General features: G+C 67.3%; 13 protein-coding genes, 1 tRNA gene and 2 pseudogenes. 7 read left to right on the top strand and 9 right to left on the bottom strand.

What is annotated here, in order from left to right:
* Positions 1-577: 577 nt before the first annotated feature.
* Together ACYP5B_RS17855 and ACYP5B_RS17850 are read left to right on the top strand one after the other, a co-directional pair.
* Entirely contained in the window at positions 578-1,447 is an 870-nt protein-coding gene (locus tag ACYP5B_RS17855) for a transcriptional regulator (RefSeq protein WP_459570552.1), read from the top strand.
* 478 nt (positions 1,448-1,925) lie between these two features.
* A complete protein-coding gene (locus tag ACYP5B_RS17850) occupies positions 1,926-2,489 on the top strand; it encodes a hypothetical protein (RefSeq protein WP_459570551.1) in 564 nt (187 codons plus the stop codon).
* A 234-nt stretch (positions 2,490-2,723) separates the two neighbouring features.
* Here the strand turns inward: ACYP5B_RS17850 and ACYP5B_RS17845 are convergent, their stop codons facing one another.
* Complete coding sequence (locus ACYP5B_RS17845; RefSeq protein ID WP_459570555.1) at positions 2,724-4,748, bottom strand: gamma-glutamyltransferase family protein; 2,025 nt, start codon at positions 4,746-4,748, stop codon at positions 2,724-2,726.
* 263 nt (positions 4,749-5,011) lie between these two features.
* Positions 5,012-6,094 carry a zinc-binding dehydrogenase gene (locus ACYP5B_RS17840; protein WP_459570554.1) on the bottom strand — a complete coding sequence of 361 codons (1,083 nt, stop codon included), beginning with the start codon at positions 6,092-6,094 and terminating at the stop codon, positions 5,012-5,014.
* Positions 6,095-6,256: 162 nt separating this feature from the next.
* Here ACYP5B_RS17840 and ACYP5B_RS17835 point away from each other — a divergent pair, with 162 nt between their 5' ends.
* A complete protein-coding gene (locus ACYP5B_RS17835) occupies positions 6,257-7,180 on the top strand; it encodes a LysR family transcriptional regulator (protein ID WP_459570550.1) in 924 nt (307 codons plus the stop codon).
* 8 nt (positions 7,181-7,188) lie between these two features.
* On the opposite strand, the gene ACYP5B_RS17830 is transcribed toward ACYP5B_RS17835, so the two are convergent.
* Together ACYP5B_RS17830 and ACYP5B_RS17825 are read right to left on the bottom strand one after the other, a co-directional pair.
* On the bottom strand, positions 7,189-7,692 hold the full coding sequence (locus tag ACYP5B_RS17830) for a DNA-binding response regulator (RefSeq protein WP_400093924.1): 504 nt from the start codon (positions 7,690-7,692) through the stop codon (positions 7,189-7,191).
* 327 nt (positions 7,693-8,019) lie between these two features.
* Positions 8,020-9,678: a DUF342 domain-containing protein gene (locus ACYP5B_RS17825; RefSeq protein WP_459570549.1), complete on the bottom strand. Its 1,659-nt coding sequence runs from the start codon at positions 9,676-9,678 to the stop codon at positions 8,020-8,022.
* Between the two features lie 332 nt (positions 9,679-10,010).
* Here ACYP5B_RS17825 and ACYP5B_RS17820 point away from each other — a divergent pair.
* Positions 10,011-10,958, top strand: a pseudogene (locus ACYP5B_RS17820) (bestrophin family protein); the annotation flags it as partial.
* Here ACYP5B_RS17820 and ACYP5B_RS17815 read toward each other — a convergent pair.
* A tRNA-OTHER gene (locus ACYP5B_RS17815) sits at positions 10,909-11,012 on the bottom strand. The pseudogene ACYP5B_RS17820 and the gene ACYP5B_RS17815 overlap by 50 nt on opposite strands.
* Before the next feature lie 100 nt (positions 11,013-11,112).
* On the opposite strand from ACYP5B_RS17815, the gene ACYP5B_RS17810 reads away from it, so the two are divergent.
* The gene (locus ACYP5B_RS17810) at positions 11,113-12,018 is read left to right on the top strand and encodes a class I SAM-dependent methyltransferase (RefSeq protein WP_459570548.1); all 906 of its coding nucleotides are present in this window, start codon (positions 11,113-11,115) and stop codon (positions 12,016-12,018) included.
* Between the two features lie 94 nt (positions 12,019-12,112).
* On the opposite strand, the gene ACYP5B_RS17805 is transcribed toward ACYP5B_RS17810, so the two are convergent.
* Both ACYP5B_RS17805 and ACYP5B_RS17800 read right to left on the bottom strand, forming a co-directional pair.
* Positions 12,113-12,679 (bottom strand): DUF1415 domain-containing protein, encoded by a 567-nt coding sequence (locus ACYP5B_RS17805; RefSeq protein ID WP_459570547.1) that lies wholly within the window; start codon positions 12,677-12,679, stop codon positions 12,113-12,115.
* Between the two features lie 61 nt (positions 12,680-12,740).
* On the bottom strand, positions 12,741-13,124 hold the full coding sequence (locus ACYP5B_RS17800) for a hypothetical protein (protein WP_459570546.1): 384 nt from the start codon (positions 13,122-13,124) through the stop codon (positions 12,741-12,743).
* Between the two features lie 170 nt (positions 13,125-13,294).
* Between ACYP5B_RS17800 and ACYP5B_RS17795 the strand changes: the two genes are divergently transcribed.
* Positions 13,295-14,563 carry a TIGR03862 family flavoprotein gene (locus ACYP5B_RS17795; RefSeq protein WP_459570545.1) on the top strand — a complete coding sequence of 423 codons (1,269 nt, stop codon included), beginning with the start codon at positions 13,295-13,297 and terminating at the stop codon, positions 14,561-14,563.
* A gap of 7 nt (positions 14,564-14,570) precedes the next feature.
* On the opposite strand, the gene ACYP5B_RS17790 is transcribed toward ACYP5B_RS17795, so the two are convergent.
* The gene (locus ACYP5B_RS17790) at positions 14,571-16,193 is read right to left on the bottom strand and encodes an NAD(P)/FAD-dependent oxidoreductase (protein ID WP_459570544.1); all 1,623 of its coding nucleotides are present in this window, start codon (positions 16,191-16,193) and stop codon (positions 14,571-14,573) included.
* A gap of 228 nt (positions 16,194-16,421) precedes the next feature.
* Here ACYP5B_RS17790 and ACYP5B_RS17785 point away from each other — a divergent pair, with 228 nt between their 5' ends.
* Positions 16,422-16,727 (top strand): single-stranded DNA-binding protein, encoded by a 306-nt coding sequence (locus ACYP5B_RS17785; protein ID WP_318234802.1) that lies wholly within the window; start codon positions 16,422-16,424, stop codon positions 16,725-16,727.
* A gap of 9 nt (positions 16,728-16,736) precedes the next feature.
* On the opposite strand, the pseudogene ACYP5B_RS17780 reads toward ACYP5B_RS17785, so the two are convergent.
* Positions 16,737-16,940 (bottom strand): annotated as a pseudogene (locus ACYP5B_RS17780) (pyridoxal-phosphate dependent enzyme); the annotation flags it as partial.
* Between the last annotated feature and the right edge of the window lies 1 nt (position 16,941).

Raw genomic sequence — 16,941 nt, 5'->3', positions numbered from 1 at the left:
ACCTCCATAGCTGCTCCGGTTGCTTCCGGCTGGAGCGGTTGCCGGGTGGGGCTTACACCCACTGGAAAAGCGCCGCCTTTGCACGGCGCACGCCAAAAGCAGACATTACCGCTTAGCCGCTACAGCGTTCCCCCGCACAGCCCGCGTTACGTAACGCGTAACACCACCGCGCCATCCCCCCCGCGCGGCGGCCCACGGCGCCGCCCTCGCCCCGCCTTAGCCAGATCGCCCGCAATCCCTTATCTGGCGCCGCTTCCAGCCTGATCGTACCCACCTCGCGCCACGACTGCGGCGCGCCAGCCAGCGCCATCGGCCATATGGCACGGCGATTGCGCTAGTCCTTGTCATTCACGCGCGAGCGAGCAGCGCCGCGTTGGATCTGGCCAAGCATGGCGCGCCCGTCCGGCAAGCGGGTGCACATGCTGCAGGCCAGGCGAAGCACGACAACAACGACACGGCAGGCAACGCATGCGCATCGACGGCACGGCGCCATGCCGCTGCTACGCGGGAAACCCTGTCGACTGCCCCATGCACCGACTGGGGCTTGCATGACGGGCAACGACGAATGGGGAATCAAATGACATCAGTTTTCAGCAGTGAAGAGTTGGACGCGTATTTCTCTTCGTACGCCGGCATGGAGGGAGGGAACATCGGCGCGGCTGTCTGGATATGCGACAAGGAGCCGCACCTGCTTGCGTCTTCGCCGGGTGCCTCGCCGGTACCGGTGCATGAGCCGCCTGCCTGGGACAGCGCATTCCGCGAGCGCCACCGGCACGACATGCCGCGCTGGCAAACGCACCAGCGCCTCGCCCGCATCATGGCAGCGACGCGCGCGGCAACGCTGCGTGAAACCATGCCGGGGCTGGACTGGCGCGGCTACTTCGACCAGTACCTTTACGCGCCGCACGGCTGGGAGTTCAAGGTCAACCTCTACCCCCTGCCCAAGCCGCAGCAGATGGACCTCTCGCAGATCGAGGCCTTTCGTCGCAACCCGTGCCTCAGCCCGAGTTGGCGCTATGTGGAATTCTGCCGCCAGGGTGGGCGCTTCCGCTTTATCGCGGAGCAGCGCCGGCGCATGCGCCCCAAGGTGATTCTCTGCACTGGAAAGGCCGAGGAGGAGGAATTCCTGCTGGCGTTCGGCTTCCAGGGCGTGCCCTGCTCGGAGCATCACCTGCAGCCGGCGGACCTGGTCAAGACACTGCGCGTGTATTCGCACGAGGGCACCCACCTGGTCATCTGCCCGAAGGTGGGCGGGCCGACCGGCATCAACTCGGACACGCTGCTGGATGCGATGGGCGCCTTCCTGTCGGTCTGGCTCGACGCATCGGATTTTCCGGACATGCGCGCGCAAGGCATGCGTGCTGAGCCATCCAATGGCACCGCGCACCTGGCCTGGCGTGCAATGGCGCACAGGCAGGCGAATTCGGCCAGCGCGTCTCCCGCGTGACCCGAGCGCCGCGGCGCACCCCTGCCCGCATCGTCGAACGCGTGTTCGCCTGATCGCGCTATGTCCTGGGCTGCCGCCTGGCAGCCGCCAGCGGCATCTAAACCCTCCCCCCTGCCTGCGCAAGCTCGCGGAACGTCCCGTGTTACCGGGACGTTGACATTCGCTTGCCCTCCAATCCCCTCCATAGGCTTACGGCATTCGATTGATTGAATAGCCCGCGCCGAAGCACCAGACTGGTAACACGACAAATATAACGCCGGCCCGCCAATCCAATTGGCCGCCGGGATCGATGACGAACCGGCCGCGCAGTACACGGCACGCGTTCGCACTTGCCACGCAACCGGGGAACACCATGCACACCGCCGCCACCTAGGGCCGCCGGCGCCACGCCGGACTCGCGCAGGATGGCTGCGCCCACGCGCCGATTCGCGTCGCGTCCAGCCAGCTCCCAGCCAAGACAATCGACAAGGAAGCGGCCATGGATGCTTATCCAGTTCCTGGCGCGGCGAGGTATCGCCTTTTTCCGCGCAAGCTCCTGATGGTGTTTGCGCTAGGCGCATCCCTGTGGGCCGTCACCGCCCGCGCGGATGACAGCACACCGCCAGACACGCCGGCAGATTCGGCGAAGGCTACGCCGACGCCCGCCTTCAGCCCGCAGGTCTGGCTGAACGCCGGGTTTTTCTCGTACCACTTCAATCATGCGGCGCACTACAACGCGGCCAACTGGGGCGTGGGCGCCGATGTCCGCGTCACCGAGGATTTCACCGTGTCCGCGGGCGAATACCGCAACAGCATGCGCCACCACTCCACCTACGCCAGCGTCACCTGGCAGCCCTTGCATCTTGGCCCGGTGCGGATTGGCGCGACGGCGGGCGCGGTGCGCGGGTATCCGGATGTCAATCATGGCGGCTGGTCGCCGATGGCGGCGCCGGTGATCAGCATCGAGTACGGGCGCGTGGGTGCGAACCTGCTCTATGTGCCGACGATGCGGGGAAAGGTGGATGGCTGCATCTCGCTGCAGATCAAGATCCGGGTCTGGTAAGCGATTCCCGTGACGCAACGGCGGGGGGCAAGAAAGGCCGGGCAAAAAAAATAGCGCCACATGCGAGAGCATGCAGCGCTACGGAAAGAGGACCAAGGGATTAGGCCCTCATCGGGAATACCACCCCCGGGGAGAGAGCGGTATCTGGTTACTGTAGCGAGCGGGCTCGCTTCGACCTATCAGCCATTTCCTAATGCACGCTGAGAAATTTCCGCAAATCCCTTCCGGCCCGGCTTATGGCTTGAACGTATCGCCCAGCACCACGCCTTCACGGCGCGGATCGGCCCCGCCGACCAGCGCCGTCGACCCGCCCACGGTGGTGCGGATGATGGCGCTCAGGCCGCTCGACTGTGCCGTCACGTTGACCACGTGGCCGAGCCCGCGCAGGCCCTTGACCAGTGGGTCGTTGTCGCCGGCCAGGCCGCCGGCCGGCTTGGTGGCATCCACGTTGGGATGCTCGCCACCGACCATCATGCCGCTTGCGGCGCTGTTCGAGCCTCCGAAGTCGATCATCGACACGGCCTGCTGCGCGTCCATCTTCCAGTCCAGCACGCCCACCAGGGTCTTGGCGACGTACTGGATGATGCTGGCGCCGCCCGGCGAGCCGGTGGTCATGTAGAAGTCGCCGCGCGAGCCGTCGGCGTTGCGCTTGAACACCAGCGTGGGCGCCATCGAGCTGCGCGGGCGCTTGCCCGGCTGCACGCGGTTGGCGATGGGCGTGCCGCCGGCATCGGCGGGGGCCGCGTTGAAGTCGGTCAGCTGGTTATTGAGCAGGAAGCCGTTGGTGAAGTGATACGAGCCGAGGCCCGCTTCGATGGTGGTGGTCATCGAGACGACGTTGCCGTACTTGTCGGTCAGCGACAGGTGCGTGGTGCCGTGCTCGTTGATGATCGACGGCGCGAGCGGCACGGCGCCGAGGTCGCCCGCGGCGACCGGCAGCGTCATGGAACCCACCGTGCTGATGAGGTCCGCCCGCTTGCGCAGGTAGGGCTTGTTCAGCATGCTCTCCCAGCTACCGCCCGGCAGGCCGATGAAATCGGTGTCGGCCACGTACTTGTTGCGGTCGGCATAGGCCAGGTTGCCCGCCTCGGCCATCAGGTGGACGCCGAGCACGCTCGGGCGGCCGCCGTTCTTGTCCATGTTCGACGGCGCGTAGCGCGACATCTCGTAGTTCTCGAGAATGCCCATGATCTGCGCCACCGCGATGCCGCCGGAGGACGGCGGCGGCATGCCGCAGATCTCGTACTCGCGGTAGGTCGTGCAGACCGCCGTGCGCTTCTTGGCGACGTAGCTCTCCAGGTCGGCCACGGTGGTCACGCCTGGCGTGGCGGTCCCACCGTACGTGGTCTGGATCTTGTTGACGATTGCCTGGGCGATCGGGCCATTCTTGTAGAAGGCGTCGGCGCCGCCGGTGGCGACCGCGCTGAACACATTGGCCAGCGCCGGGTTCTTGATGATGGTGTTGACCGCGCGCGGGGTGCCGTCGGCGTTGAGGAAATATCCGGCCATCTCGGCATCGCGCTTGATGCTGGGGGCCGTGACCGGGTTGCTGACCGCCGAGGCGATCGCGGCAGCCATGCGGGGCGGAATCGGGAAACCATCGGTCGCCAGCTTGATGGCGGGAGAGAACAAGTCCTTCCAGGCCAGCTTGCCGTGCTCGCCGTGCGCCAGCTCCAGCACGCGCAGCGTGCCGGGCGTGCCGATGGAGCGGCCGCTGTGCGTCGGGTTGGGCGCCGGCAGGGTCTGGTCGGCGGCGGACTTCCATTGGATGTAGTTGCCGTCGGCGGCGGCCGGCGCCATTTCGCGCCCGTCGTAGGCGGTGACCTGCTTGGTGGCCGCGTCGTAGTACATGATGAAGGAGCCGCCGCCGATGCCGGACGATTGCGGCTCGACCAGGTTCAGCACCATCTGCGCCGCTACCGCGGCGTCCACCGCCGTGCCGCCGTTCTTCAGCACGTCGCAGGCGGCCTTGGTCGAGACCGGGTTGTTGGTCACCGCCATATAGGTCTTGGCGTAGACCGTGTTCTTCGGTGCATAGCCGGTGGCGATTTCCGGGGCGTTGGGGTCGCCCGGCAGCACCACGGCTTCGCCGCCGGTGGTGCCGTTCAGTTCGCAGCCCGCGACTACGGCTGGCGTGGTCGATGCCGGGGTGGTAGCAACGGGATCGTCGCCGCCGCAGGCACCCAGGGTCAGCGCCAGCGAAGCGAGCGCGATGGCGCTCAGCCGGGTCGGGGTGAAGCGGGTGGCGGCCGGATGCATAGGCGAGGTCACCGCTTCGTGAGCAGTCTTTGGCATGTTCTTCCTGTCTTATGTTGAGGCTTCAGAAAATCGACGCTTCCCTCGTCGATCGCCGCAATCGCTGTTGATGGGGAGCGGTTGTGACGAAGGATCAACATAGACCTGCCATTTGCGACACTGAATAGCTACATGTCTGAATTTACAGACATGTGAACGTGGTTCATACTTGGGAGTGCTGCAAGATACGCATCAAGCCGTCGGCGGCATTGCCGCCGCCTCCCAAGTCACTTCCCGTCCACCCCAAGCAGCGCAACCGTGCAGGCCAGTCCGTCCATGCGTCCCGCGGCATCGATCGCGCTTTCCAGTTCGCTGAAGGCAAAGGTCTCCACCTGCACGGCATCCAGCGCTAACTGACCCGAGGCTGCCAGTGCCACCAGGGCAAGGTAGTCGGCGCTCTCATACATGAAATGGCCGATCAACTCCCAGTTATTGCGCAGCATCTCGCCATAGGGAATCGGCAGCGGCACCTGCATGCTGCCCATCAGCACCAGCCGCCCGCCACGCCGCAGGCTCTTGAGCGCCGCGAGCGTGGCGCTGGCATCGCTCGCCTGCCCGACCATATCGAAAGCCAGGTCGACCCGGCCGCCCGCGGCGGCGCGGATCGCTCTAGCGTCCGCGTCGGCATCGCCATGCAGGATCACCGGCACCACCCGGCCGCCACCGAGCGCGGCCAGCCGTTCCAGCGGCGCCGCGCGCCGCCCCAGCGCGATGACCCTGGCCGCGCCCATGGCGAGCGCCGCCATCACCGCCGCGCTGCCGAAGTACCCGCTGGCGCCATTGATGGCTACCGTCTCCCCCGCCTGCAGCCTGCCGCGGCGCAAGCCGCCGAAGGGCACGATGAACTTGGCCAGCGTCGCCAGCCGCGCGGCGCTCAGGTGCTCCAGCCCGTGCAGCGGGATCAGGGTCGAGGCCGGCAACTCGGCCAATTCACGCAGCGTACCGTGGGGGAAAGCAGCGAGCATGGCGGCGCTGCCAGCGCTGATGCCGGTCAGGCCGACCAGGATCTGCTCGGGCTCCGGCCCGGCTTCGCTGCTGCGCCAGAGCGGATTCACGGCGACCCGCTGGCCAACCACCAGCGATTGCACGCCCTCGCCCACTGCGGCGATACGGCCGATGCCATTGGTGCCGGGGCTAAAGGGCCCCGGCGGGTACGCGTAGGGCAGCGTGCCTTGCAGGTACGCACGGGTGTAGCTCAAGAGCGGCACCGCCTCCATCCGCACCACAACCGCGCCCGCGCGCGGCTGCGGCGCGGGCACATCCCGGAGTGCCAGGGCTTGTCCGGGCTGGTCGAGCATCCAGGCCTTCATGTTGATCTGGTTCAGGGCCGGGTTCGGGTCTGGCTTCAAATTCATGTCCTGGTCCATGTCGTTGTCCTCCGATGAGATGGCACGCCGATGCGCGAGCACGATTGCACTCTAGGCACCGCCGACCTATCTTTGAAATCAATTACTGATATCCGACCTATCAAAATGATTGATCTCAGAGGCATCGACCTGAATCTGCTGGTCTCGCTGGATACGCTCCTGGCGGAATGCAATGTCACGCGGGCCGCGGCACGCCTGCACCTGACGCAGCCCGCGGTTTCCACCCAGCTGGGGCGCTTGCGGCATGTCTTTGGCGACCCGTTGCTCATCCCCACGGAAACGGGCCGCGGCATGACGCCGACGGCGCTGGCCATCGCGCTGGCCGAGCCGCTGCATGCGGCCCTGAAGAACCTGGAATCCGTGGTGCGCCACCGCGCGGCGTTCGACCCGCTGACGGATACGCGGCGCTTCGTGGTGGCGGCCAGCGACAATGCCATCGCCGTGCTCGGGCTACGGCTGATGGAGACCTTGTCGGGGATGGCGGGCCAGGGTGTGCAGATGGCGTTCGTGGCGGCGGATCCCGCCACCATCGGCGCCAGGCTGGAGCTTGGCGAGGTGGACCTGCTGATCGGCTCCGAGCGGATGGTGGCGCCGTCGATGAAGGCGAGGAAGCTGCTCGACGAGCGCTTCGTGATGGTCCAGCGCAAGCACCATCCGCGCGGCATGCGCCCGCTGGACCTGGATGCGTATTGCGCACTGGATCACGTGCTGGTGTCGACCAGCGGCGGCAGCTTCCACGGCTACATGGATGAGCAACTGGAGGCGCTGGGGCGGCGGCGCAAGGTGGTGCTATCGGTGCAGACCTTTACCCTGGTGCCCGAACTGCTCAGCCACAGCCACTACGTGGCCACGTTGCCCCGCCGGCTGGCGCAACGCTACGGCGACCGGCTGGACGCCTTTGCACTGCCCTTCGAGGCGAACGGGTTTTCCCTGTTCGCGGCATGGCACCCGCGCAACCACGCCGACCCGGCGATCCTCTGGCTGCGCGAAAGGATCGCCGGCGTGGCAGATGCGGCCGGGGTGGATTGAAGCTCGGCTCAGGCGGCCAGCACCTCGGCCTCGAGCATGCTGCTGATGGCGGCTTCCAGGGTCACCAGGGCGGCGGTCTTGGGCAGGCAGCAGCAGATGCCGTAGCCCATCTCCGGCGGCGGCATGTGCAGCCACATATTGTCCGACAGCAGCAGCACCCGCTGGGCGGGCAGCATGCCGCGCAGCTTGCGCAGCAGGCGCCAGCCGCTGGTCACGTCCTGCGGCATGCCAAACACCAGCAAGCCGGCCTCGCGGATCGTCGTTCCGTGCATCGAGAGATCGTCGGGATCCGCGCCATCCACCTGTTCCACGCCTGGCATGCTCTCCAGCATGCGGGTCAGGCCGAGGCGCAGCAGCGCACATTCGTCGATCACCACCGCCTTGAGCGGCGCGGTGCCGTGCGACGCCAGCGGCAGCCTGGCAACCTGCCGCGTCGACATGGCCGATGGCACGCCCGACGAGACACCTCGCGAGGTGATGCTGTCTACGCCTGCCCGGCTGGTGAGTGCCATGTCCATGATTCCTCCCTTTGTTTTTGGAACGGCGCCAGCGGGGACGCCTGACAGGGTACGGTGCAAGGCACGTGCCAGCCGCCGGCGCGGGCCCTCGCGCGGAGCGGGGCAGGCCGCTCGGCCTTACTGGGCAAGGGATTGCCGCTTGCGCGGGAAGCGGGCGCCACGGCCCCGGAGAGGCCGCGGCGTGTTACGCGTCACGTAACGTGTTCCGCGTACTGTTCCGCATACCGTTCCGCATCACATTGCGCATCTCGTTGCGCACGGCGGATGCAAAACCGCCGCGCAAAAGCGCGGCGGCGGGCGTGTGATGGGAAGCAGGGTGGCTCAGACCAGCGCGATGCGGTCCTCCACCAGCCGGATATGGCCGCCCGGCTTGTCCTCCATGATCTTCATCGACTTTGGCCCGATATGCAGGCTGCACCCGCCGTGGATACGCCGGCTCACCTCGATCACCGCCTCGGGAGACGGCCGTAGCTGCTCGGCAAGCTTGGCCAGCCTGGCGTCGAGCGCAATCGAGTCGCGGGTGAGCTTGAACAGCGTGGCGCGCGCCTTCTCGCGCAGGTCGCCGACGGCTTTCTCGGGATTCTTGGCGAAGAAGCTGACCAGCTGCTGCACCTTGGCCTGCTCGGTCTCGAGCTGGCGGCGCTGGGCCTCTACCTCGGCCTTCTCGGTCTCGGCATAGGGATTGGTGCCCACCTGCACGGTGGTGGCGGTGCCTGCGGAGGCGCCAAGCGTGGCGGTGCGCACGGCCAGTTGCGCACGGCAGCGCCCGCCGGTGATGTTGCCCTGGCCACCCTTGGGGCTGCCGGCAACGATGCTGCGCCCGGCGGCGACGTCGCTCTGGCGGATACCGCTTTCCACCTTGACCTCGGTGCCGGCCTCGACCACCGCGCTTTCGATGAAGCGCGCATGCACAGAGCCCTTGCAGGTCACCCGCGCCAGCGCGACGGCGCTGTCGGCGCCCTGCTGCGCGGCCTGATGCGTGCCCTCGGCCTTGCCGATGATGCCGCCCTTTACCACCACATTGCCGCCCGCCTCCACATGGGCAGCCTCGATGGTGCCGCTGACGATGACATCGCCGGTCACGCGCACGGTCATGCCGGTCTTGATATCGCCGTTGACGCGCAGCGTGCCGTCGAAGGTGATGTTGCCGGAGTGCATGTCCACCGCTGCCACATCGACCACCGGGCTCACCGATGCGCCCTGCGCCAGCAAGGCCGGCGAGCCTGAGATCGTGGCCACCAGCACCTCGGGATCGGCGGGATCGGGCGCCACGCCGGTCAGGCCGTCCGCGAACGGCGGATCGGCGGCCGGCACGGCGGGCACGACCTTGCCGAAGACATCGACACCGTCGCTGCCCTGGCGGGCCGGGATGCGCCGCATCAGCGGCGTGCCGGGATTCACCAGCAACAGCGTGCCCAGGTCGCGCAGGTCGATGCGGCCGCTTTCGTCCTCGGCCACCAGCGGCTTGGGGGGGGCCAGCAGGCTCTCGAAGCGCGCGGGCGTGCCGGGCAACGGCGCGCGTCCCGTGGCAATCTCCAGCCCATCGCAATAGCCCGCCTCGACCGCGCCGCGCAGGGCCACACTGTCCGGCTCGGCTTTGACGCCGCGCTCGGCCAGCGCGGCACGGATTTCGTCCCGCGTCACCTCGCGCCCGCCCTGCGGCGGCAGCAGGTTGAGCCGCACGCTCAGGTTGTCGCTGCTGACGCTGAGATCGAAATAGCCGTCCGTCAGCTCGCCGATCAGCGCCTCCACGGATGCCCCCTCGGTGGCGCGCTGGCATTGCGCGAGAAAGGTGCCGATCGCGGCGGTGTCCAGTTTCGCGTCTGCCCAGCCGCCACCGGCCAGCGCCTCTTGCAGCGCGGCGCGGTCCGGTGCCATCCGGCCCGGCGTGACGGCATATGCCGCGCGCAGCTGCCTGGCGCTGTCATCCAGACTGACCTGCAAACCGCCGGCCGCTGAGTCTTGTCCCCGGTCTTCCATTCGGTTGTTCCCTTGATGGATCGTGTCCGGACGTCTCCGCCCCGTCCTCGGGTCGTCCGCAATCCCGGCCTCGGCGGTGCCGCGCCGCCGCTGCGCAATGGCGCGGCCGCCCGGTGCCCGTGGCCTGCCAGGCAGGCCCTTGAAGCCGGGGATGTCATTGATGCGCCGTGGGATCTCAGTCCCTTCTGACGCACACAACACCATCGGCCAGTTCGCGGAAAACTTGAGCCGCCGCGCCCGCCCCCAACCCACCCTCAGGGCAAACCCCGGGCGAAAAATGTACACTTCTGCCCATTGACGGAACGCCGCGCCGCAACACCAGGGGATCACAGATGATTGTGCGAGACCGCCCATCGGGACCGAGGCTGTTCCTGGTCCTGCGAGGCTCGATCCTGTCACGCATCTGGCGCGTGCTGCTGGTGAATTTCCTGGTAGCGGTTGCCGTCACCATCAGCCACGGCGCGTTCTTCCAGCACAAGGTCACGCTCACGGCCATCCCCTTCACGCTGATCGGCCTGCCGCTGGCCATCTTCCTGGGCTTTCGCAATACCGCCGCCTACGACCGCTTCTGGGAAGGCCGCAAGCTGTGGGGCGAGCTGGTGGTGCGCAGCCAGAACCTGGCACGCCAATGCTTCAGCCTGATCGCAGACAACGTGCCCGACAGCGCCGGCCATAAACCGGCGGGCCTCAACGACGCGCGCGTGCGCATGATTTCCCGCACGATTGCCTATGCCTACGCGCTGCGCAACCGTTTGCGCGGCACCAGCGCCGCCACCGGCCTGGACCCCGCCTGGCTGCGCCCGGCGGAGCTTGCCGAGCTGCAGCGCAGCACCAATGCGCCCGCCTTGCTGATGATGCGCATGGGCGAGGACCTGGGCCAGTGCGTGCGGCAGCACCGCGTGGAGCCCTGCCTCGCCGCCGGCATCGACGGCACCTTGTCGGCCATGGTGGCCACGGCGGTGGCGTGCGACCGCATCCACAACACGCCCATCCCTTTCTCGTACACGCTGCTGCTGCACCGTACCGCCTACCTGTATTGCTTCTTGCTGCCGTTCGGGCTGGTGGATACCATCGGCTTCGTCACGCCCGTCGTGGTGGCCATCGTGGCGTACACCTTCTTCGGCCTGGATGCGCTGGGCGATGAACTGGAAGAGCCGTTCGGCACGCGCGCCAACGACCTGCCGCTCGATGCGCTCTGCCGCACGATCGAGATCGGCATGAAGGAAGCAATGGGCGAAACCGAGCTGCCGCCGCCGCTCGAACCGGTGGATTACTGCTTGCTTTAGGCGGCCTGGCAAGACTGCGCCAGCGTGCGCCGGTTGCGCCACTCGCCCGAGCAAGCGCGACTTTCGGTAAACTGCCGCTGTACCGGCGCAGCGTCGTCCGGCTTTGGCGCACGCCTCACCGCTTTTCCCCAGGTTCCAGACATCCCAGATGGCCCAGAAGTCCCCGGCGTCCAAGACGCCCGCCGCACCGGCGTTCAGCCCCCACGAAATCCGTCCCGGCCAGTCCATCGAGCTGCTCAAGGCGCTGCATATCCTCACGCGCGACGGCAAGATGAACCAGGACAGCCGCCGCAAGCTCAAGCAGGTCTACCACCTGTTCCAGTTCATCGAGCCGCTGCTGCAGGATCTCAAGCAGGATCACCCCGACGTGACGCTGGTCGACCACGGCGCCGGCAAGTCCTACCTCGGCTTCATCCTGTACGACCTGTTCTTCAAGGAGCGGCTCGACCAGTCGCACATCTACGGCATCGAGACGCGCGAGGAGCTGGTGCGCAGCTCGCAGGAGCTAGCCAGCCGGCTGGGTTTCAAGGGCATGTCGTTCCTGAACCTGTCGGTGGCGGACTCCATCACGTCGGATCAACTGCCGCCCACCATCGACATCGTCACCGCACTGCACGCCTGCAACACGGCCACGGACGATGCGATCCGCTTCGCGCTGGAAAAACGCGCCAAGTACATCGTGGTGGTGCCATGCTGCCAGGCCGAGGTGGCCGGCGTGCTGCGCAAGCACAAGGGCCAGCTGCTGGCCGGCAATCCGCTGACCGAGATCTGGCGCCATCCGCTGCATACGCGTGAGTTCGGCAGCCAGGTGACCAACGTGCTGCGCTGCCTGCAACTGGAGGCCCACGGCTACCAGGTCAGCGTGACCGAACTGGTGGGCTGGGAGCACTCGATGAAGAATGAACTGATCATCGCGCAGTACAAGGACCTGCCGCGCCGCCGCCCGGCCGAGCGGCTGGGTGAAGTGCTGCGCACGCTGGGACTGGAAGAGATGGAAGCGCGCTTCTATACGCAGGACCATGCTGGCGAGCCGGCAGCCGCGGCTGCCGGCTGAGGCGTTCCCGAGCCCGCCTCCACGCGCCGCCGATGCGGCGCGTTTTTAATTGCCCGGCCTATTACCCAGCCTATTACCCGGCCTATTGCCAGATTTATTGCCCGCCAGCCTCGGTCATCAGCCTGCGCCAGCCGTCATGGCCGAGGCGGCGCATGGTTTCCTGGTTGCGCTCGTAGATGTCCGACGCATCGGGAAAGGCCGCCACGGCCCGTGCGATGCTGTCTTCGCGCAGCAGGTGCAGGATGGGGTAAGGCGCGCGGTTGGTGTAGTTCTCGATGTCGTCCGGCTCGCTGCCGCCGAACTCGTAGTGCGGATGGAAGCTCGCAATCTGCAGGACGCCCGCCAGGCGCAGGCTCTTGAGCAAACGCTCGGCGAAGTAGAGGAAATCGTTGTAGTCGAGAAACTCCGCCAGCGCATGCGGCACGATCAGCAGGGTCGTGTCGATCTCGGCGGGGTCGGCCTCGGCCAGTATGCGCAGCTCGGTCTCGAGATCGGTCAGCACGCCCTCGGTATCGGTGGCATCGCTCACCGCATAGCGGATCTGCCGCTTCACGTGCACAGCCTTTGCGAAAGGGCACAGGTTGAGGCCGATCACCGCGCGCTCCAGCCATTGCTGGGTAGCGTCTATGACGGACTGGGTGGATGGCGAAGCGGTGGGCATGGCGATGAGTGGCGGCGCTAAACCGCTATTTTAGCCTCCCGCCCAGGCACGCCAAAGCCGCTCAGCGCCGCGGCCCGTAGATCTGCTTGGCCAGCGCCTCGGCCTGGCGCATGGCCGCATCGCGCTCGGCCGTGCCCAGCTTGCCGCAGACGTACTCCAGGTTGGCGGTATCCAGGTCGGTGACATGGCGCTCGCCGGACAGCACGATCACCTTGCGCCACATGCAGGCCTTGACGCGGTCGCGCTCCAGCCCGAGGCAGCCGGACTGCAGGCAGTACGACAGGTTGCGCTGCGACAGGAAATCGCCCTTCATCGCCTTTTCCTGCAGCCCTTGCGCGGTCTCCTGCGCGTGCGCTGGCTGCATGGCGGCCAGCAGGCTCAGTAGCACCGGCACGAGGGCGCGCGCGGCGGATCGAGGCAATGAGAAAGTGGACGACAGGGACATGGACAGATGCAGCAAACCGGTGGCGCGCGCGAAATAGGCAAAGGGGCCATCTTAGCAGCCCCCCGCCTGAGCCCCGGCGAAGGGCCGACCTATATAATCCGATCCGCCGCAGGCAGCATCTCCACGCGGCCAGCATTCCCCGATCGACTGCGTTTCCCCGGATTCAAGCCATGCCCTCTTCCACCGCTTCCGCCTCCACCGCCAGCGTCGCCGTCATCGGCGGCGGGCCGGCCGGCCTGATGGCGGCCGAAGTGCTGGCGGCGCGTGGATTGCGCGTGGACGTGTACGACGCCATGCCCTCGGTCGGCCGGAAATTCCTGATGGCCGGCCGCGGCGGCATGAACCTCACGCATTCCGAAGCGGCACAGCCCTTCCTCGGGCGCTATGGCAAGCGCAGCGCGCAGATCGCGCCGCTGCTGGCTGGCTTCGATCCGCAAGCGCTGCGCGACTGGGTGCACGGGCTCGGCATCGAGACCTTCGTCGGCAGTTCGGGCCGCGTCTTCCCCACCGACATGAAGGCCGCGCCGATGCTGCGCGCGTGGCTGCATCGCCTGCGCGAAGCCGGCGTGCAGTTCCATATGCGGCATCGCTGGCGCGGCTGGGAGGATGCATCGGGCAAGCTGCGCTTTGCCACGCCGGATGGCGAGCGGCTGGTTCATGCCGATGCCACGGTGCTGGCGCTTGGCGGCGGCAGCTGGGCGCGCCTGGGCTCCGACGGCGCATGGGTACCACTGCTGGCAGCACGCGGGGTGGACATCGCCGCTTTGCGCCCCGCCAACTGCGGCTTCGACGTAGCCTGGAGCGAGCACCTCCACACGCGCTTTGCCGGCCATCCGTTGAAAGCCGTGGCCCTCGGGCTGCGCGACCGCGATGGCGTGGAGCACTATCGCCAGGGCGAGTTCGTCATCACCGCCGGCGGTATCGAGGGCAGCCTGGTCTATGCATTGAGCGCGCCAATGCGCGACCTGCTGGAAGCCACCGGCGCGGCTACGATCCATCTCGACCTGGCGCCGGGCCTGTCTGCCGAACGCGTGGCCGAAGCGGTGCAGCGCCCGCGCGGCGCGCGCTCGCTGTCGAGCCACCTGCAGAGCAAGCTGGGCATCACCGGCGTGAAGGCCGGGCTGCTGCGTGAGTGCTTGTCAAAGGAGGAATTTGCCGATCCCGCGCGGCTGGCGGCGGCGATCAAGGCGCTGCCCTTGCGCCTGCTGCGCGCGCGCCCGATCGATGAAGTGATCAGCAGCGCGGGCGGCGTCGCGTTCGAGGCGATGGACGCGCATCAGATGCTGCGCGCCGTGCCGGGCGTGTTCTGCGCCGGCGAAATGCTGGACTGGGAGGCGCCCACCGGCGGCTACCTGCTGACCGCCTGCTTTGCCAGCGGGCGCGCGGCCGGGCTGGGGGCTGCGGCCTGGCTGGAAGCTGCCAGGCCTGCCGCAGGCTAAAACCCGTTCAGCCCGCCTTGCCGTTGACGATGCTCAATGCCACGGCCTCGGCCACTTCGATGCCATCGATGGCCGCGGAGTAGATGCCGCCCGCATAGCCGGCGCCTTCGCCGGCCGGGTACAGGCCTTCCACGTTCATGCTCTGGTAGTTATCCTTGCGGCGGATGCGCAACGGCGATGACGTACGCGTTTCCACGCCGGTCAGCACCGCGTCATGCATGGCAAAGCCAGCGATCTTCTTGTCGAGTTCGGGCAGCGCTTCGCGGATGGCTTCGATGATGTAGTCGGGCAGCGCGGAGGACAGGTCCGTCGGCGTGACGCCCGGCTTGTACGAAGGCTCGACCGAGCCCATCGCGGTGGAAGGCCGGCGCGCGATGAAGTCGCCCACCAGCTGGGCCGGCGCATTGTAGTTGCGCCCGCCAAGCTCGAACGCGCGCTCTTCCCAGTGGCGCTGGAAGGCGATGCCGGCCAGCGGGCCGCCGGGGAAATCCTCCGGCGTGATGCCCACCACGATGCCGGCATTGGCGTTGCGCTCGGCACGGATGTACTGGCTCATGCCGTTGGTGACCACGCGGCCCGGCTCCGAGGCCGCGGCCACCACCGTGCCGCCCGGGCACATGCAGAAGCTATACACAGCGCGGCCGTTGCTGGCGTGGTGCACCACCTTGTAGTCCGCGGCACCCAGCAGCTTGTTGCCAGCGAACTTGCCAAAGCGGCTGCTGTTGATCATGCCCTGCGGGTGCTCGATGCGCAAACCCAGCGAGAACGGCTTGGCCTCCATGAACACGCCGCGCTCGTGCAGCATCTCGAAGGTGTCGCGCGCGCTGTGGCCGACCGCCAGGACGACGTGGTCGGCCTGCAGGTACTCGCCGTTGGACAGCGTCAGGCCGCGCATCTTGCCGCCCTCGATGTCGACGTCCTCGACGCGGGTCTCGAAGCGGATCTCGCCGCCGAGCGAGAAAATCTCGGCGCGCATCTTCTCCACCATGCTCACCAGGCGGAACGTGCCGATGTGCGGGCGCGCGAGGTAGAGGATGTCTTCCGGCGCGCCGGCCTTGACGAACTCGTCAAGCACCTTGCGGCCGTAATGCTTCGGGTCCTTGATCTGGCTGTAGAGCTTGCCGTCAGAGAAGGTACCGGCCCCGCCCTCGCCGAACTGTACGTTGGACTCGGGGTTGAGCACGCTCTTGCGCCACAGGCCGAAGGTGTCCTTGGTGCGCTCGCGCACTTCCTTGCCGCGTTCCAGGATGATCGGCTTGAAGCCCATCTGCGCCAGGATCAGCCCGGCCAGCAGCCCGCACGGGCCCATGCCGATCACCACCGGGCGCAGCGTGGTGCCCGGCGCGGGCGCCTGCGCGACGAAGCGGTAGGCCATGTCCGGCGTCACGCTCCAGTTCGGCTTGCCGGCCATGCGCTTGATCGCCGCGGCTTCGTCCTTCACCGCGATATCGATGATGTAGGTGAGCTTGATATCGGAACGCTTGCGGGCATCGTGCGCGCGGCGGTACACGGTGAACCCGGTCAGGCCATCGGCCTTGACGCCGAGCTCGGCGAGGCGGGCGAGGACCACGGCCTTGAGATCGCTCTCGGCATGGTCGAGCGGGAGTTTGACTTCACTTAGACGTAGCATGGGAACCTGGAATTCTGCGGCCGGTGGGTCGGCCCTGGAAGGGGCGCTGACTGCACTCTGGTTGAGCGTCGGGCTGGCCGGACCGCAATTTTATCGTTTTTAGGGCCAGGGTCCGCATTCTCTGCCACGAGACCGCTAAATTGTGAGATCTTCCGCACCCCGGCAAGGCATTACCGTGCCCAACGCCAGCGTGCCCAACAGAACAGAACAGACCAGGAAGGAAGCAAGATGATCGACGCACTAGTCAGCGGCCGGCTCCACGGCCACGCCAGCGAGCGTACCGGCCAGGGCGGCAGCCAGTACGTGACCGCCAAGCTCAAGGCCGCGATCAACGATGGCGACACCGTCATCGTCAACGTGATCGCGTTTGCCGACAAGGTGCGCGCAGGCCTGCTGGCGCTGGAGGATGGCGAGTCGGTGGCGCTGTCGGGTAGCCTCACGCCCAAGGTCTGGACCGACAAGAACGGCGACACCCGGCCCGCCCTGGACCTGGTGGCCCATGCCATGCTGAGCGCGCACGACCACCAGGACTGACCGCCCCAAGGCGGCTGTCCCGGCCAGGCAGCCGGTCGGCTCGATCATCATCTTCATGCGCCCGGCGAAGAAGGCCATGGCCTCGACCGGCTCTGCGTCGCTGACCGTGACCACATCGTCCACCAGGCGGCGCAGCACCGGGAAGGTGAGGTCGCCAAGGTGCTGGGTCTGCGCGCCGTCGGCCAGCGTGGCGGGCACGTCGATATGGACGATC

This window comes from Cupriavidus sp. 8B (genome assembly GCF_054589115.1).
Note: the sequence above shows the minus strand (reverse complement) of the source record. Positions and strands in the feature narration are given on the sequence as shown.